The organism is Vibrio sp. 10N.261.46.A3, assembly GCF_041472995.1.
Lineage (GTDB): Bacteria > Pseudomonadota > Gammaproteobacteria > Enterobacterales > Vibrionaceae > Vibrio > Vibrio coralliirubri.
Window position 1 is genome coordinate 34350 of record NZ_JBFRRH010000025.1, and the last position, 15735, is coordinate 50084.

General features: G+C 42.3%; 11 protein-coding genes and 1 pseudogene. All 12 read left to right on the forward strand.

The window, feature by feature from the left end; genetic code table 11:
• Positions 1-5 precede the first annotated feature (5 nt).
• The 12 genes and pseudogenes from AB4484_RS06370 to cas6f all read left to right on the forward strand — a co-directional run bounded on the left by AB4484_RS06370 (position 6) and on the right by cas6f (position 15578).
• The gene (locus tag AB4484_RS06370) at positions 6-1994 is read left to right on the forward strand and encodes a hypothetical protein (protein WP_372077094.1); all 1989 of its coding nucleotides are present in this window, start codon (positions 6-8) and stop codon (positions 1992-1994) included.
• A complete protein-coding gene (locus AB4484_RS06375; protein ID WP_372077096.1) occupies positions 1994-2386 on the forward strand; it encodes a hypothetical protein in 393 nt (130 codons plus the stop codon). The genes AB4484_RS06370 and AB4484_RS06375 overlap by 1 nt, the downstream gene beginning before the upstream one ends.
• 21 nt (positions 2387-2407) lie before the next feature.
• A complete protein-coding gene (locus AB4484_RS06380; RefSeq protein ID WP_372077098.1) occupies positions 2408-2995 on the forward strand; it encodes a hypothetical protein in 588 nt (195 codons plus the stop codon).
• Between the two features lie 213 nt (positions 2996-3208).
• Positions 3209-4216, forward strand: a pseudogene (locus tag AB4484_RS06385) (N-6 DNA methylase); the annotation flags it as partial.
• On the forward strand, positions 4216-5883 hold the full coding sequence (locus AB4484_RS06390) for a restriction endonuclease subunit S (protein WP_372077100.1): 1668 nt from the start codon (positions 4216-4218) through the stop codon (positions 5881-5883). The pseudogene AB4484_RS06385 and the gene AB4484_RS06390, both read left to right, overlap by 1 nt.
• Positions 5884-5885: 2 nt before the next feature.
• Entirely contained in the window at positions 5886-7235 is a 1350-nt protein-coding gene (locus AB4484_RS06395; RefSeq protein ID WP_372077102.1) for a DUF262 domain-containing protein, read from the forward strand.
• Positions 7228-9147, forward strand: a complete 1920-nt coding sequence (locus AB4484_RS06400; protein WP_372077104.1) for a DUF262 domain-containing protein — start codon at positions 7228-7230, stop codon at positions 9145-9147. Before AB4484_RS06395 ends, AB4484_RS06400 begins: the two co-directional genes overlap by 8 nt.
• Before the next feature lie 49 nt (positions 9148-9196).
• A complete protein-coding gene (locus tag AB4484_RS06405; protein ID WP_372077105.1) occupies positions 9197-10513 on the forward strand; it encodes a cell envelope integrity protein TolA in 1317 nt (438 codons plus the stop codon).
• A 98-nt stretch (positions 10514-10611) separates the two neighbouring features.
• The gene (locus tag AB4484_RS06410) at positions 10612-11823 is read left to right on the forward strand and encodes a TniQ family protein (RefSeq protein WP_372077107.1); all 1212 of its coding nucleotides are present in this window, start codon (positions 10612-10614) and stop codon (positions 11821-11823) included.
• 2 nt (positions 11824-11825) lie between these two features.
• A complete protein-coding gene (locus AB4484_RS06415) occupies positions 11826-13913 on the forward strand; it encodes a type I-F CRISPR-associated protein Csy2 (RefSeq protein ID WP_372077109.1) in 2088 nt (695 codons plus the stop codon).
• A gap of 6 nt (positions 13914-13919) precedes the next feature.
• The gene (csy3, locus tag AB4484_RS06420) at positions 13920-14951 is read left to right on the forward strand and encodes a type I-F CRISPR-associated protein Csy3 (protein WP_371977925.1); all 1032 of its coding nucleotides are present in this window, start codon (positions 13920-13922) and stop codon (positions 14949-14951) included.
• A gap of 9 nt (positions 14952-14960) precedes the next feature.
• Complete coding sequence (gene cas6f / locus AB4484_RS06425; protein WP_372077111.1) at positions 14961-15578, forward strand: type I-F CRISPR-associated endoribonuclease Cas6/Csy4; 618 nt, start codon at positions 14961-14963, stop codon at positions 15576-15578.
• Positions 15579-15735: the final 157 nt, after the last annotated feature.

Here is a 15735-nt window from a genome sequence, read left to right on the forward strand (position 1 = left end):
AGTTCATGATACATGACGTGGTAGACACAGTTTTGAATGTTGATGGTGCCATTCGATTGCGCCCTTTTTCTACGGAAAAATACCAACGATTAGCCTCCACGGTTTTATGGCAAGCAAACAGAAACACGGGAACGATGATAAGCCGTTTCAGTGATGATTCTTGGCTAAGAAATGGTGAGAAGTCATCCATCACATTTCATCAGGCGAATACGGAGTTGGGGTATGAACTGAGAGCGATAACGTTAGGGATGCTTGCGCATGGTGCGGGTGAAGGAATGCAGCCTGTCAAATGGGGAACAACCAAGCGAATTATTCGTTGCAGTAAACGATTTGGTCTTTGGTTGCAGGAGCAAAACATTCGATCTTTACACCAGTTAGATGTATTGCCCTTGTTGAGATTAAGGCATCTTATTAGCAAGTTTTTGACGGACAATAACGCGTCAAAGCATGTTCACATCGCACAAGAGGTATCTAGTGCGCTGTATTGGTGGCAACAATACGGCATTATTAAGTCTGCCGAACGTGTGGATTTATTTAATGAATTACTTAGTCCGCTGATTGCCCTTAAATCCTCTCTACGTCAGAAGCATGCGGTGATCCCAACTCGCATAATGAAATTGATGCTAAAGGAGTGCGAAGAGAAACTTGAGCTTGCGGAGAGGCATTTCGAGCAGTGGCAAGCCATCCAACTGGCCTTGAATAATCGTATTGCAGGGCTTAATCCTGGCCACTTTAATCGTGACACCTTTATCGATGCTTTAAGTGAAACTGAAGCAGAAGAGCTAAATCATTTACATACGTACTTTGAACGTATCAGGCGCTATGTTTTTGTACTTGTCATGGCCTATTCAGGGATGAGGCACAGTGAAGCCATGGCGCTGGACGATGATGCTGCATTTAGCCGTGATGGAATTTATTACTTACGTTCAGAATTATCAAAAACAACAGATGGCAGCCAAGCGCTAGAATGGGTAGTCAGTGAACAAGCGTATAGAGGGGTTAAGATACTTGGCAAGATGAACGTGATTTATCGTGAACGAGCCAAGCAACTCATCGAACATTATTCAAATACACTTCCTGAAAAGCGTTTGCTTGATCTTCAATTTGGTTCTGCGGACAACAAACTATTTAGAGTGAAGCACACCAAGCAATCGGCATGGTTTAGTAATCAATCCAAGGCAACGAAGAACGGTTTCAATAACGTGAATACCTTGTTCAGCATCCCTGTGACACAAGAGGATATTGAGCAGTTGGAAACGTTGGGGTGTAATGTTCAATCTGTCTCGGCAACGAGTAAAAACTTCCGCTTACCTTACCAAGTCGGCATCCCGTTTAACTTTACGTCTCACCAATTTCGACATACGTTCGCTTGGTTTATTGTGGCTAATCGTTTGGGTGATCTTGATGACATCAAGTACCAATACAAGCACTTAGAAAGCAGTATGACGCTGGTTTATAGTCATCGCGGTTACGACTCTATGGCTGAGCTGGTACGCCTGACCGAAAGCTTTGAAGCCTATTTAACCGAGCAAGCCATGACTGATATGGTTAGCGCAGCCGAGCAAGGTCACTTGGCTGGTCGAGGCGGACAGAAGTTTGTCGAGAGACTAAAACAGGTGCTTGGTGATGACTTTGAAAATGGATCGTCACCGCACTTCGCCAATATGCAAGAGCTACTAATCTATACCGCCAAGCACTCTTCCAATTTCAGAGGGCTATCTCATGGATACTGTACCAAAGGCACTGGCTGCAAAGTTCGTAATGCGGCTGACCCAAGCCATTGCATCAACTGTGACTCTTATATCGCAACACCGAAACATCTACCTCATTGGTTAGTGATAAAGCAGCGCTGTGAGCAGCAATTAACAGCGTTTGAGCAATTTCCTGAAGAGATACAGCCAAGGTTTGCATCGTTTAAGGGCGCACTAACCGATAACTTACATGCGGCTAATCGAATCATTGAACAACTGCAAATCAACATTAAGGAAGCCTAATGGAAACTGAAACAAGAAAGCAACTTGAAGCCATTGTGACCGAGATGATTGCAACAGGCGAAAAGATAAACGTGAGCCGAGTAGCAGCAAAGGCAGGTGTTTCTAATGCTCTGATTTATAATCGTTATCCTGAGTTAAAGGTGCGTATTCAGGCAGCCAAAGAGACACAGCAAAGCCGAAAGGAACAGATTGAAGCTACTACTGAGGTTGAGAGGCTGAAGTCTAAGCTCGATAAGGCAAAGCAAAAGCAAAAAGAAGCGGAGTTAATGGCTTGCTCGTACCAAAAGCAAAATGAGCAATTGTGGGAGCACATCCAGCAGGTTTACTCGATGTATGACCAAGTGCTAGCAGAGCGGAATGACTTTGCTGAGCGTTTGAAGTTTGTGGGTTAATCATCAGAAGTTGAGGTAATTATGGAAGTATTCGGCTCACTAGCCACCATCATAGGGCTAATTTATAACTTTAAATCAGGTAGAGACGCTAAATCTGACAGGGAGTATCATGATTTCCTCAACTGGTTAGAGGAAAATCGCTATAAGAACATAATCAAACAGATCGAAGACAATGATGAACTTGTAAATGGTGTTGAGAGCCTTCTTAGGGAAAGTCATGACACGGTAATCGACAAACTAAATTTCATCGAAGATTCTGTATCTGGGTTAGTCTCAGGTATATCAGGGTTAAACACTATTGCTCATGCTGTTCGCCCAAACGCCGAATTGTCAGAACAAGCGCAGCATATGCTTAAAAATTTTGTTGAATCACAAGGTAGTTTTATATTGGAGCTAAAAACAAAAGATGGTGATAGTTATATGATCGCTGACGGCGATGGACGTCAACTGGGGATAAATGAACCTCGATTTGTGGAAGATGATTTTAATTCTTTGTGCTCATTAGGGTTACTTACCCCTGATGTAAATAGCAAGGGTAGCCAAATGTACCGTATAACGCGAAGGGCTGTGAGGTATGTTTCACAACTTGATCTACCATCTGCGAAGTAATCCAGTAACTTTGCTTTTCCAATAATTGTCCAACAGCCTGTTGGACAATTAAAATCAGCGCTTCTCGCTTGAGTGCAACGGTAACACTTCTTTGATTTCTCATAGCAATATTGAGTAAATTGGTGCCATAATGTGGACATTACTGTTACTTACACTAGGTTGTTGATTTTGTTAGATGTAACAATTTCACAGGACGATCAAAATTCCATTATCTATACGCCTCGTGCTGTTACACGCTTCATCGTAAACCGCTTAGACCCGAAGTTAGGCGAAGCGATTATGGACCCAGCAACGGGTACTGGCGGCTTCCTAGCGTGTTCGTTTGACCATGTGAAAGACAATTACGTGAAGACTGCAGCGGATCACCAAACACTGCAAAAGCAGATCCACGGTGTCGAAAAGAAACAACTGCCACACCTACTGTGTATCACCAACATGATGCTGCACGGCATTGAAGTACCTGTGCAAATCAAACACGGCAATACGCTCAACAAGCCGCTTTCAAGCTGGGACAGCAACATCAATGTGATTGCGACCAACCCGCCGTTTGGTGGTACCGAAGAAGATGGCATTGAGAAAAACTTCCCGGCAGAAATGCAGACGCGTGAAACTGCCGATCTGTTCTTACAGCTTATTATTGAAGTGCTTGATGAAAACAACGGTCGAGCAGGCGTAGTACTGCCAGATGGCACATTGTTTGGTGAAGGCGTTAAAACCAAAATCAAAAAAATGCTGACCGAAGAATGTAACCTGCACACCATCGTGCGTTTACCTAATGGGGTATTTAACCCATACACAGGTATCAAAACCAACATTCTGTTCTTCACCAAAGGCAAGCCAACTAAAGACGTATGGTTCTACGAGCACCCATACCCAGAAGGCGTGAAGAACTACAGCAAAACCAAACCAATGAAGTTTGAAGAGTTCCAACAAGAGATTGATTGGTGGGGCAATGAAGAAGACGGTTTTGCAAGCCGTGTAGAAAATAATCACGCATGGAAGGTGCCAATCGCCGATATCATTGAGCGCAACTTCAACCTAGATATTAAAAACCCATATCAAGGTGAAGTGATAAGTCACGATCCAAACGAGCTACTAGAGAACTACCAACAACAACAGCAAGAGATCTCACAGCTTCGTAATCAGCTGAAAGACATTCTAGGCGATGCGCTGAAATCATCTGTAGATTCAACGCCAGCGACGACAGGTGAGAGTAAATAATGAGTGTAGAACAAACTTCTATGAACCAGTTGATTACAGACAATATCGATATTTGGACTTCAACCGTTAAAACCAAATCCGCCTCTGGTCGTGGTAGCAGCAAAAAGTGCGAGCTTTATGGCGTGAAGAAACTGCGTGAGCTGATCTTGGAATTGGCAGTGCGCGGTAAGTTAGTGCCCCAAGACCCAATGGATGAACCTGCATCGGTACTGCTTGAGCGAATTGCGGAAGAAAAAGCGCAGTTGGTGAAAGATAAAAAGATATCCAAGACAAAAAAACTTCCATCACTGACTGAAGCAGAAAAATCAATCGACTTACCAAGCGGGTGGGCTTTGTGCCGTTTTGGAGACCTTTATCATTTAGAGTACGGAGATAATTTACCAAAGGCAAAACGCTCTGGCTCTGGTGAATATCCAGTATATGGCTCTAACGGTGTCGTGGGAACTCACAATAACTTTTCTGTTGATGAAGCTTGTGTCGTGATAGGTAGGAAAGGTTCCGCTGGTGCATTAAATATGAGTGCTACTCCATGTTGGGTAACTGATGTTGCTTACAGTGTCATTCCTCCAACAGGAATAGAATTAAATTATTGTTTCTTACACTTGAACACATTTGGTTTAGATTTTTTGGGTAAAGGCATCAAGCCTGGCTTAAATAGGAATGAAGCAAATGTATTAATTGCTTGTATACCACCGACAGAAGAACAACACCGCATTGTCGCTAAAGTCGATGAACTAATGACACTTTGCGACCAACTAGAACAACAAACCGAAGTCAGCATTACAGCACATCAGGTATTGGTTACAACGCTGTTAGACACGCTAACCAATTCTGCTGATGCCGACGAGCTAATGCAAAACTGGGCACGAATCAGTGAGCACTTCGATACCCTGTTCACCACCGAAGCAAGTATCGACCAACTAAAACAAACCATCCTGCAACTGGCGGTAATGGGTAAACTTGTCCCACAAGACCCAAATGATGAACCCGCTGCAAAGCTGCTTGAGCGTATTGCAGAAGAAAAAGCGCAGTTAATCAAAGATAAGAAAGCAAAAGACTCTGGAAAAATGCACCCTAAAGCACCACATGGTTTTCAAGTTGTAATTCCTTCAAGCTGGGAGTGGTGTCGTTTTCGAGATGTTGCTTGGTGTTTCAGGGGACATAATCCTCCTAAAGCAAAATTTATTGAAACTCCGAAAGAAGGGTATGTTCGTTTTGTTCAAATAACTGATTTTAAAACAGAACTTAGTGCTGTCTACGTGCCGGAATCATCAAAAAACAAAATGGTTTATAAAGGCGAAATAATTATGGCTGCATATAGGCATATAGGTAAACTTTCGAGAACTATGGAAGGAGCATTTAATGTTGCTCTTTGTAAGGTTAATGACTATCCCTCTATGTCTCGAGATTATTTAGAACTACTTATTGGTACTGGCTTTGTTAAAGGAGAGTTATTGAATGCATCAGAACGAGGTCATATTCCATCAATGCATTCTGATCATTTACTATCATTATTGATACCATTACCCCCTTTAGCAGAACAAGAAAGAATATTAGTGAAATATAATCAGCTAATCGATCTATGCAATATGCTTCGTAAAGGTTTAACTCAAAATCAATCTGTTCAAATTGACTTAACGAATACTATTATCGAACAGGTAGTGTAATCATGGCAATAGTCTTCAATCAGCCTCAAACCATTTTACAGTTGTTGGAGCAACAGCTCACGATTCCAGAGTACCAACGCCCTTACAAATGGCAACCTAAACACGTTAATCAGCTGATTGATGACATTTTTAACCATCGTACTAAGCCATGCTATCGGCTTGGTACGGTGGTACTGCATCAAGATAAAGCTTCAGAAAGTAGCGAAGAAAATCAGGCTCTAAACATCGTAGATGGTCAGCAGCGCCTTCTTACTCTAACGCTGCTTTGTACCATTTTAGATGGGGAAGAGAAAGCCATCTCATCAACTCTTCTTGAGCACAAATTTGAATCCACGATAAGTATCGAAAACCTTAAGAACAATGCGCAAGTCATCTCTGAGCGAGTAGCAAGCCTACCAGCCACAGAAAAGCAGGAGCTACTCGATTTCGTCCTTAACAAGTGTGAACTTATCCAAGTAACGCTCGATGATTTAAGTGAAGCTTTCCAGTTCTTCGACTCTCAAAATGCTCGTGGTAAAGCGCTTGCCCCTCATGATCTGCTCAAGGCTTACCATCTACGTGAAATGATGGACTCGACAGAGCAAACCGAGCGCCTCCACCATGTTAGCTTGTGGGAGCAGGGCGTAAACCCAGATGATGACTCTGCGAATTTGCATACCATTATGGGTGAGTTCTTATTCCGTATGCGCCGTTGGGTTGATGGTGACTACGGCATACAGTTCAGTCGTCATAATATCGATGTATTTAAAGGTATTAACCTAGAAAACACTCAGTACGCCTATGTGGACTCGATGCTTGCGCTCGATTATGCGATTGAAACCTTTAATGCCGATCCTGCTCGAAAGTGGGATAAGCAAACAAAGGGTTATCCGTTTCAAGTGGATCAGGTGATGATCAACGGTAAGCGCTTCTTTGAGTATATTCAGTATTACATGGCGATTCACTCGACTCTGTTCGTTGGTGATGATGCAAGGCTATCTTCATTCGTATATGAGCATGCTGTTAAGTACACAGGCAGTAACCGTAAAGGAGATAGCTATGTACGAAACCTATTTTTGTGTGCAGTGATGTATTACTACGACAAGTTCGGTGATGTGGAGTTAGAGAAAGCGGCACAGGTTTGTTATCGCTGGAGTTATTTCCTTCGCCTTGAGCTACAACGTATCGGTATGGAGTCGGTAGATAACCACGCTAAGGATCGTAGTGGGCTGTTTAGAGCAATCAGCAAAGCTGTTCACCCTCAACAGGTGTTGAACTTTCAGCCTCCTTACATTCAAGAGCCTAAGTTCAAGAACGCGAAGGACGTGCAGGCATCTATTGAAGCAATGAAATCGGGAAGTGTAAATGAGTGATTCGAACCAAGTAGAGCAGTTATCCGTTAGAGCACTTTTCGACAGAAAAACCCAATATGTGATTCCTATCTATCAGCGTAACTACGCCTGGGGTGCGACAGAAATTGAGCAGCTTATCCAAGATATCAGTGATGCTGCAGGGCTTATAACTCAATCTGATGAAATCGCTACTGCCAAACAAGTAAAATATTATCTAGGTAGCCTTGTGGTTTATCAGCGCACAACGCATTCACACCAATCTAATGTGGTATACGAAACCATTGATGGACAGCAAAGGCATACCACGCTCTCTATCTTGTTGGCGTACCTCAAACATTGTGATGTGCTCGAAGAGAGTGAGCTAGAAAGACTAGACATTAATCTCACCTTTGATAGTCGTCCAAAATCCTCCAGAGCATTAGATGACATCTATACAGGCAGAACCAATGGCGAGTCAGAAGAGCCTAACATTCATGCTGCCTTCAACATCATCAAGCGTTACTTCAAAACCAAAGGATTAGATACACAGGCGAAAACTAAGCAGTTCTTTGAGTATCTATTAGAAAACGTCACCATTCTTAGAGTCGTCGTTCCACCTCAAACCGATCTTAACCACTACTTTGAGATCATGAATAACCGTGGTGAGCAGCTAGAAAAGCATGAAGTATTGAAAGCGAAGTTTATGGCTACGCTCGATAATGATGAGGAAAGAGGCTGTTTTTCCACTGTTTGGGATGCTTGTGCGAACATGACGCGCTATACCCAAATGGGCTTCCAATCGGACTTACGAAAAGAGGTATTTGGCTCAGATTGGCAGACAATGCCAATAAGCTTTGAAGCTATTCACGAAAAGCACACGAGCAAGCAGCAAAAAGAAGATGCAATGACTCTGCGAGAAATCATCGGTAACAAGGCATCTAGCTCAAATACTGACGATGACGAGCGTGAGAAGGAAGAACGCTTTGGTTCGGTTATCGATTTCTCAAACTTCTTACTTCATGTCTTAAAACTTATGAAGACGGAAGAGAACGTTTCGCTTGATGATAAGAAGCTGATTGATGCATTTATCTCTAAAGACGATGGTCTGAAGGTTGGCGCTAAAGCTTTTGTCTATGAATTGCTTAAATGTCGAATTCTGTTTGATAGTTACGTAATCAAGCCTGACCAGCACGATGAAAAGCGTAAGTGGAGCTTGTTAAGACTTAATGCGTACAAATACGGCAATAGTCTAAGCCCTGAATATCCAAATGCGTTTAGTAGTGATCAGAACGAAAAGATACGAATGGTCTTGGCAATGTTCCATGTGTCGAACCCTGCTTTAGTATATAAGCGTTGGTTGAATGACGCTTTACGGGTATTGAACGATCTCGCTACAGAAGACCGATTGGAAGTTGATGGTAGTTCGTACTTAGCTGCACTTGAAAAGCAGAGTGACAAGTATTTTGATAAGATCTGTGGTGCCTCTCAACTTGAGTTTACAGAAAATAATGTCGGTGTATTACATCAAGGTACAGGTGTTCAGAACTTCGTATTTAACCGTTTGGATTACCTACTTTGGCGCAATCTATCAGACGGGAAGCCAGTTGGCGACATTATTAAAGAGACTCTAGGAGCCCACTTCACAAGCTTTCAGTTTGCGTTCAGGACCTCTGTTGAGCACTACTTCCCACAAACCGACCCATCTGGTGCAAGTAAGATGCAGGACGTGGATCGTTTTGGAAACCTTTGCCTTATTTCGCCAAGTAGTAACTCAAGGCTTAGTAATTATTCTCCGCAAGATAAGAAGAAGTTCTATCAAGAAAACAATCGTGCAGAGAGTTTAAAGCAAGCCATCATGATGAGTTATGACGATTGGGGACCTGATGGTGTGGCTCGTGAAAATATTCAGAATCATGAAACAGTGATGATTAAGGTTCTGCGAGATCAAATTTGAGAAGCAATAAAGTAGTTTGGGCAATGTCATTAATTAGAGCTTTATAGAAATGATGAAGTTAATCGAAGATTTTTGTTCCTCCATAGCAGGAACGGCAAAAACAAGAGTGAGTGACCCATTTATAGGAACATTCATATTTTCTTGGTTTGTATGTAATTGGAACTATGTTGCTCTTCTTTTTTGGGGAGAAGGTAATGCTACTGAGAGAGTTGGTGCTTTTTACATCTACCTTTCAAGGACATCGATCTTAGGGTGGAATAGCCTTTTTGTATTTCCTTTTTTAGTGACCTTATTTTACTTGTTTGCTTTCCCTTGGTTGTCACTGTGCGTGAAAAGGATACAAAAATCGGTTAATGATAAGCTACATCAACAAGCGGTCGAGATTGAAGAAGATAAAGTTGATCAACAAGAAAGTTTGAGTAAAGCCAGACTTAGGGCTGACCCAGATAAACAATTTCTGGAACAACTTGTTCAGCAAGATATCGATAAAAGAAATGAAATACTCGATCATATAAAACAACGAACGGTACGTTTTGAAGCCAAAGCTAATGAAGCATTGAGCCAAGAAAAAGAACAAGAGGCTAAAACCAAAGAAGCTCAAAGTAATGCTAAAGCGATGGGGTTGGAACTAGATAAAAAGACTAAACAAGCAGAATTAGAACGAGTAAGGTTTGAAAGTAACAGTGCTAAAGCAAGAGCTACACTAGCATCACATCGCTTCCCATCGGCTTATTTTCTTATGCTAAAAATAGAGGAAAGCCTTGGACAAGATAATGTTCAACTTTCTTTGAAAGCGTCAGGCGAAATTGTTGCAGCGTTGTTCGGATATGAGAATTTTGAAGAAGTCTTGGCAGATGAAAAGTTTAATAATGATTCGTTAGAAAGAGTTAATTATGTTTATTACGATGATGGGCTTGCGAAAAGACTGGAATTAATTGTTATAGATGAAGACTCAGAAAATGAAGACTTATCAGCTGACCTAATTTTTGATCACCTACAGAACCTCTTCGAAGATGAGCCCTTTGAGCTAGTTACTAGTGAACGACTGGAAGAATATAGTAGAGAGGTAATAGAGAATAACCCTTATGGTCTCTTGAATGATGAAGGAACTTCAGGTGCTATTGCTGAATCCGATACGATCTTTGAAGATATAGACGACATACATGTTGATAGTTCCACCTTTGATGAGGGTTTTTCTGCAAAGATTATCGCTTCAGCTAGTGGAGAGCATCGAATAGAAAGTGGGATACCTGGAAGAACGATGACGATCTCCATAGAAATGAAGTGTGATGTTATTGTCGGTAAGTATGGATTAGGAGCGGTAGAAGAAGGCCAAGTGGTTGGTTCTTTGGATGATTTTGACTAAAGTTCGCAACCACTTAACAAATTCACATAACCAGATTTGCTTTTCAGGGAATTGGGCTCACACTAAAGCTTAGATATTCTAAGTTTTAGTGGTGACATGTGAACACGGACATTCAACTTTACCCTGACGAATCGCTCGAAAGCTTCTTGTTGCGTTTATCGCAAGAGCAAGGTTACGAGCGATTCTCTCATTTCGCCGAAGATATTTGGTTCGACACCATGGATCAGCATGAAGCGATGGCTGGTGCTTTCCCCTTAGAGCTCAACCGAGTTAATATCTACCACGCTCAAACCACAAGCCAAATGCGGGTGCGGGTTCTTATTCATCTTGAGAACCAACTAAAGCTCAATAACTTTGGTGTACTGCGCTTAGCGCTATCGCATTCAAAAGCTCAATTCTCTCCGCGATACAAAGCTGTTCATAGATTTGGTGTTGACTACCCTTATGCTTTTCTTCGCAAACGCTTCACGCCTATTTGCCCTCTGTGTATTGACGAAGCCCCCTACATTCGCCAGCAGTGGCAATTTATCTCTCACCAAGCTTGTGAACATCATAGCTGTAAGCTGATTCATCACTGCCCTGAGTGTAAGTCGAGACTTGAATATCAAAGTACCGAGAGTATTAGCCAATGTGTATGTGGTTTTGAACTCCGAAACTCGCCAGTCGAAGATGCGCCAGAGGTTGAGGTATTAGTTGCTCAATGGTTGTCAGGGAATGATTCAAAACCCTTGGGATTACTAAAGGGAGAAATGACGTTATCTGAGCGCTATGGTTTTTTACTTTGGTATGTAAATCGTTATGGCGATATCGATAACCTCAGTTTTGAGTCATTCATCGAATACTGCGGCTCTTGGCCAACCTCATTGTGGCAAGACTTCGATGCTTTGAAAGAGAAGGCAGAACTCGTTCGAGTAAAAGATTGGAAGAAGGTATTTTTCAATGAAGCCTTTGGTGCTCTGCTTAAAGATTGCCGTCAGTTACCCAGTCGGCAGCTGAGTCACAATATCGTACTTACTCAGGTGTTAGCTTACTTTACAAAGCTAGTGGCAACAGTGCCTTCAAGCGCTAAAGGAAATATCGGTGATGTACTGCTCAGCCCCTTAGAAGCTTCCACATTGCTCTCTTGTACAACGGATGAAGTGTATCGGCTGTATGAGTTTGGTGAGATTAAAGCCGCGATCAGGCCGCGAATGCATACAAAGATAGCGAGTCATGAATCGGCGTTTACTTTAAGAAGTGTCATCGAAACAAAGTTGACTCGAATGAGCTCTGAAAGTGATGGTTTAAGTGTGTATCTACCTGAGTGGTAATTATGACGAAATTAAGTGACTTATTAACAATTGAAGACGAAGCAGTAAAGCAGTCTGCTTTAAAGAAGATGTTCATGCCCTATACGGAAGATGTCTGTGTTGATGGGTGTGAAAAAGAAGCGCTAACGATCTTGCTCAATCTCAGTTCAAGCCATCAATCAGATAGATGCTTGGATTGGTTGGATGTTGCCCGCGCTAAAAGGCATTTAAAAGCGGCTGAGAACCTAGAGGCGTCCCTTGGTGAAATCAAATGGTTCCATACTCATAATCTCAAGTTTCCAGACTGCCGAGTTAAAGATCAGCGGATAATTGCACAGCCTCTTGCTACAACCGAGGCGTTTATCTCAAGCTCAGTATTAGAGCAACGTTTGGGGTGGGCGCATAACTCTGCGGTGTATCGTCACACATTGTGGTTATTGAATCCTTTTAGTTGGCAATCACAGTCCGTATGTATTCTTTCACTTGTTCAGCAAGAAACCCCCGTTTGGGTTGAGCTGCTCAAAGAATTTGGTTTAGGTGCTAATTCACTTGCTCGCTTAAAACATACAATTGAAGAACAACTTCCTGAAAATAGTTTTCCTGACAGTGTCAGCACTTACAGCAAGCAACTACGGTTTCCATGGGGAGATGATTATGTTTCGGTGACCCCAGTGGTCAGTCATGCCATCCAAAGTGAGTTAGAAGTGAGATCGAGAAGTCGAGAAAGTAAGCTCAGCTTTGTGTCTTCATCGCTGCCAAACTCGGCAAGTATCGGGAGCCTGTGTGGCAGTTTAGCTGGGCATATGAAAGTCCTAAACTACCCGCTAGACGTCAAACCAGTGCGGGGTGGGACGTTAACTGAAAGTCGCAAAAAGAGTGGTCACTACTTTGATGACTATCAGGTAACTAACGCTAGAATTTGTCAGGTGTTAAACCACTTAATTGGGTCAGAACCATCAAAAACACAGAAGCAAAGGGAGAGCGCTCGTAAGGTTAGAAGTAAGATATTGCGAAAGCAGATAGCCTTGTGGATGCTGCCATTAATTGAGTTAAGAGATATCGTTGATGCTGACTCCAATCAACAGCAATTGGAACATGATGACACTTTAGCTCAAGCATTTTTGGCGCTACCAGAATCGAACCTAGGCTTCTTAGCTAGTGAGTTTAACCGTCGCTTGCATCTCACGTTTCAGAATAACAAGTATGCCGCGAAGTTTGCCTATCATCCTAAGCTAATGCAGGTCGCCAAAGCCCAAATCGTATGGGTACTTGAACAACTTAGTAAGCCAAATGGCAATGAAGATAAGGTAACGGGTGAGCAGTATCTCTATTTGTCATCAATGAGAGTGCAAGATGCGGTCGCAATGAGTAGCCCATATCTATGCGGTGCTCCTTCTTTGACGGCTATTTGGGGGTTCATGCACCATTATCAAAGAGAGTTTAATAAGCTAGTTAATTGTGATTCCCCATTTGAGTTTTCGAGTTTTTCTTTTTATGTTCGAAGCGAGAAGGTTCAACCGACAGCGAAGCTTACCGAACCCAATTCAGTCGCTAAAGCGCGAACGGTTTCTAACGCGAAGCGACCAACTATTCGTAGTGAACGATTGGCAGACCTAGAAATAGACTTAGTTATCAGAGTGCATAGTGATAGTCGCATTTCAGATTTTAAGTCAGCGCTTAAAACGGCACTTCCTGTCGCTTTCGCCGGAGGGGCATTATACCAACCACAGCTATCGACGCAGGTTGAGTGGCTCAAGACGTTTACCAGCAGGAGTGAGCTTTTCCATGTCATAAAAGGGTTACCAGCATACGGGAGATGGTTATATCCAAGTGAAAACCAGCCAAGTGATTTTGATGAGCTAGAACGTTTAATCACTAAAGACGCTGATAATTTGCCAATTTCCATCGGCTACCATTTGTTAGAGCGTCCAACTAAACGGGGCAACTCAATCACCAGTTGTCACGCTTATGCAGAGAATACGATAGGGTTTGCTAAGAAAATTAATCCGATAGAAGTACGTTTTAGTGGAAGAGATCACTTTTTAAATCATGCCTTTTGGTCGATAGAATGCAGTAGCGAAACTATTCTTATAAAAAACTATACGGATTAATCGTTTATGGAACTTTGCACTCAGCTGAACTACGTTCGATCACTCTCTGCTGGCAAAGCATATTTCTACTATCTATCTAAAAGTGGTGAGATGTGTCCCCTTGAAATAGATAGAACTAGGTTGCGCGCACCAAAAGGGGGTTATGCAGAAGCATATAAAGGTGGCAAGTTTGTAAAAAAGAATGTTGCTCCACAAGATTTAGCTTACTCCAATCCTCAGTTCATCGAAGAGTGTTACATAAAGCCGGGTGTAGATGATATCTACTGCGCATTCCCCCTTCGAATTCGAGCAAATTCTCTAACCCCAGATATCTGTAGTGACAATGAAGTGCGCAGTAAACTTTCGTTACTGGCTAATACTTATAAAGAGCTAAATGGGTATCAAGAGCTCGCTCATCGATACGCGAAGAATATACTACTTGGCAGTTGGCTTTGGAGAAATAGAGAGTGTCGACAATTGTCGATAGAAGTGACCACCAGTGATTCGCAAACCTTGATTATAGAAAACGCAACAAGGCTTTCTTGGTATGGTCATTGGGATGAGACTTCAGCAGAATGCCTAGAAAAGCTCACAGCCTATTTGATGCGAGCCCTTTCCGATCCGACCGAATATTTCTATATGGATGTCAAAGCTAAAATTGGAGTTGGTTGGGGAGATGAGGTTTACCCAAGCCAAAAGTTTTTAGATAGCCGAGAAGATGGTGTTCCTACTAAGCAGTTAGCTACTGTCGAACTATTAAACGGAAAGGAAACAGTTGTTTTTCATGGTCAAAAAGTTGGTGCAGCGTTGCAATCGATTGACGATTGGTGGCATGAAGATGCAGATAAGCCATTAAGAGTGAATGAATACGGGGCAGACCGAGAATACGTTATAGCAAGGCGTCATGTTTCCCATGGAAATGACTTTTACCAATTAGTCAGAAATACAGAGAATTGGATTGAGACAATGACCGCTTCTCAGACCATCCCAAATGACGTGCATTTTATTATGTCTGTCTTGATTAAAGGTGGCCTATTCAATTGTTCCAAAGCGAAGTAAGGGATAGATATGACTAAGCGTTACTATTTCTTAATACGTTACATACCTGCACAAGCCGACTATGAGCTGTTAGCAGGGCGTTGTATCTCCCAAATGCACTTGTTTATGGTCAATAACCGACAAGCAATGAATAGGGTTGGCGTGAGTTTTCCGGACTGGAACGAATCTACAGTTGGTCAAACCATAGCTTTTGTTGCCGAAGATAAAGAGATGATGGTTGGACTCTCTTTTCAGCCCTATTTTTCGTTGATGGTAAATGAAGGTTTATTTGAGATTTCTAGTGTTTGTGAGGTGCCAGACACTGGGGCTGAGGTTAGGTTTGTGCGTAACCAAACGATCGGGAAAAACTTTTTGGGTTCCAAGAAGCGACGAATAAAACGTAGCATGGCGAGGGCCGAGCTATCTGGTGTTGAACCATCGTTACCAGCCACTAATGAAGATCGTGTCATCGATAGTTTTCATCGAATACCAATCTCCAGCGGTTCATCAGAGGAAGATTATATTTTGTTTGTACAAAAGGAGCTTGTCGGTGATCGCGTTGCAGCAAACTTTAATAGTTATGGTTTAGCCACCAATCAAGAAAGAAAAGGGACGGTACCTGAGTTACGTTTTAGACCCTTTTTTTAAAGCTGTTTTTTAGAGAAATAAAAACAAGTACTTACAGGATTAGGAAGAAAAAGGGTATTTTGATGAATTGTGACTTTAAGCACGCAGAATCAGATGGTTAGAGGCTATATTCTACAGTGTCCTGCCGTATAGGCAGCTAAGAAATAACGGTATACAC

Excerpts from the sequence above, each read along its gene's own strand:
- AB4484_RS06400 (WP_372077104.1), top strand. The coding sequence starts at position 7,228 with ATGAGTGATTCGAACCAAGTAGAGCAGTTATCCGTTAGAGCACTTTTC.
- AB4484_RS06395 (WP_372077102.1), top strand. The coding sequence starts at position 5,886 with ATGGCAATAGTCTTCAATCAGCCTCAAACCATTTTACAGTTGTTGGAG.
- AB4484_RS06375 (WP_372077096.1), top strand. The coding sequence starts at position 1,994 with ATGGAAACTGAAACAAGAAAGCAACTTGAAGCCATTGTGACCGAGATG.
- AB4484_RS06390 (WP_372077100.1), top strand. The coding sequence starts at position 4,216 with ATGAGTGTAGAACAAACTTCTATGAACCAGTTGATTACAGACAATATC.
- cas6f (WP_372077111.1), top strand. The coding sequence starts at position 14,961 with ATGACTAAGCGTTACTATTTCTTAATACGTTACATACCTGCACAAGCC.
- AB4484_RS06415 (WP_372077109.1), top strand. The coding sequence starts at position 11,826 with ATGACGAAATTAAGTGACTTATTAACAATTGAAGACGAAGCAGTAAAG.
- csy3 (WP_371977925.1), top strand. The coding sequence starts at position 13,920 with ATGGAACTTTGCACTCAGCTGAACTACGTTCGATCACTCTCTGCTGGC.
- AB4484_RS06370 (WP_372077094.1), top strand. The coding sequence starts at position 6 with ATGATACATGACGTGGTAGACACAGTTTTGAATGTTGATGGTGCCATT.
- AB4484_RS06380 (WP_372077098.1), top strand. The coding sequence starts at position 2,408 with ATGGAAGTATTCGGCTCACTAGCCACCATCATAGGGCTAATTTATAAC.
- AB4484_RS06405 (WP_372077105.1), top strand. The coding sequence starts at position 9,197 with ATGATGAAGTTAATCGAAGATTTTTGTTCCTCCATAGCAGGAACGGCA.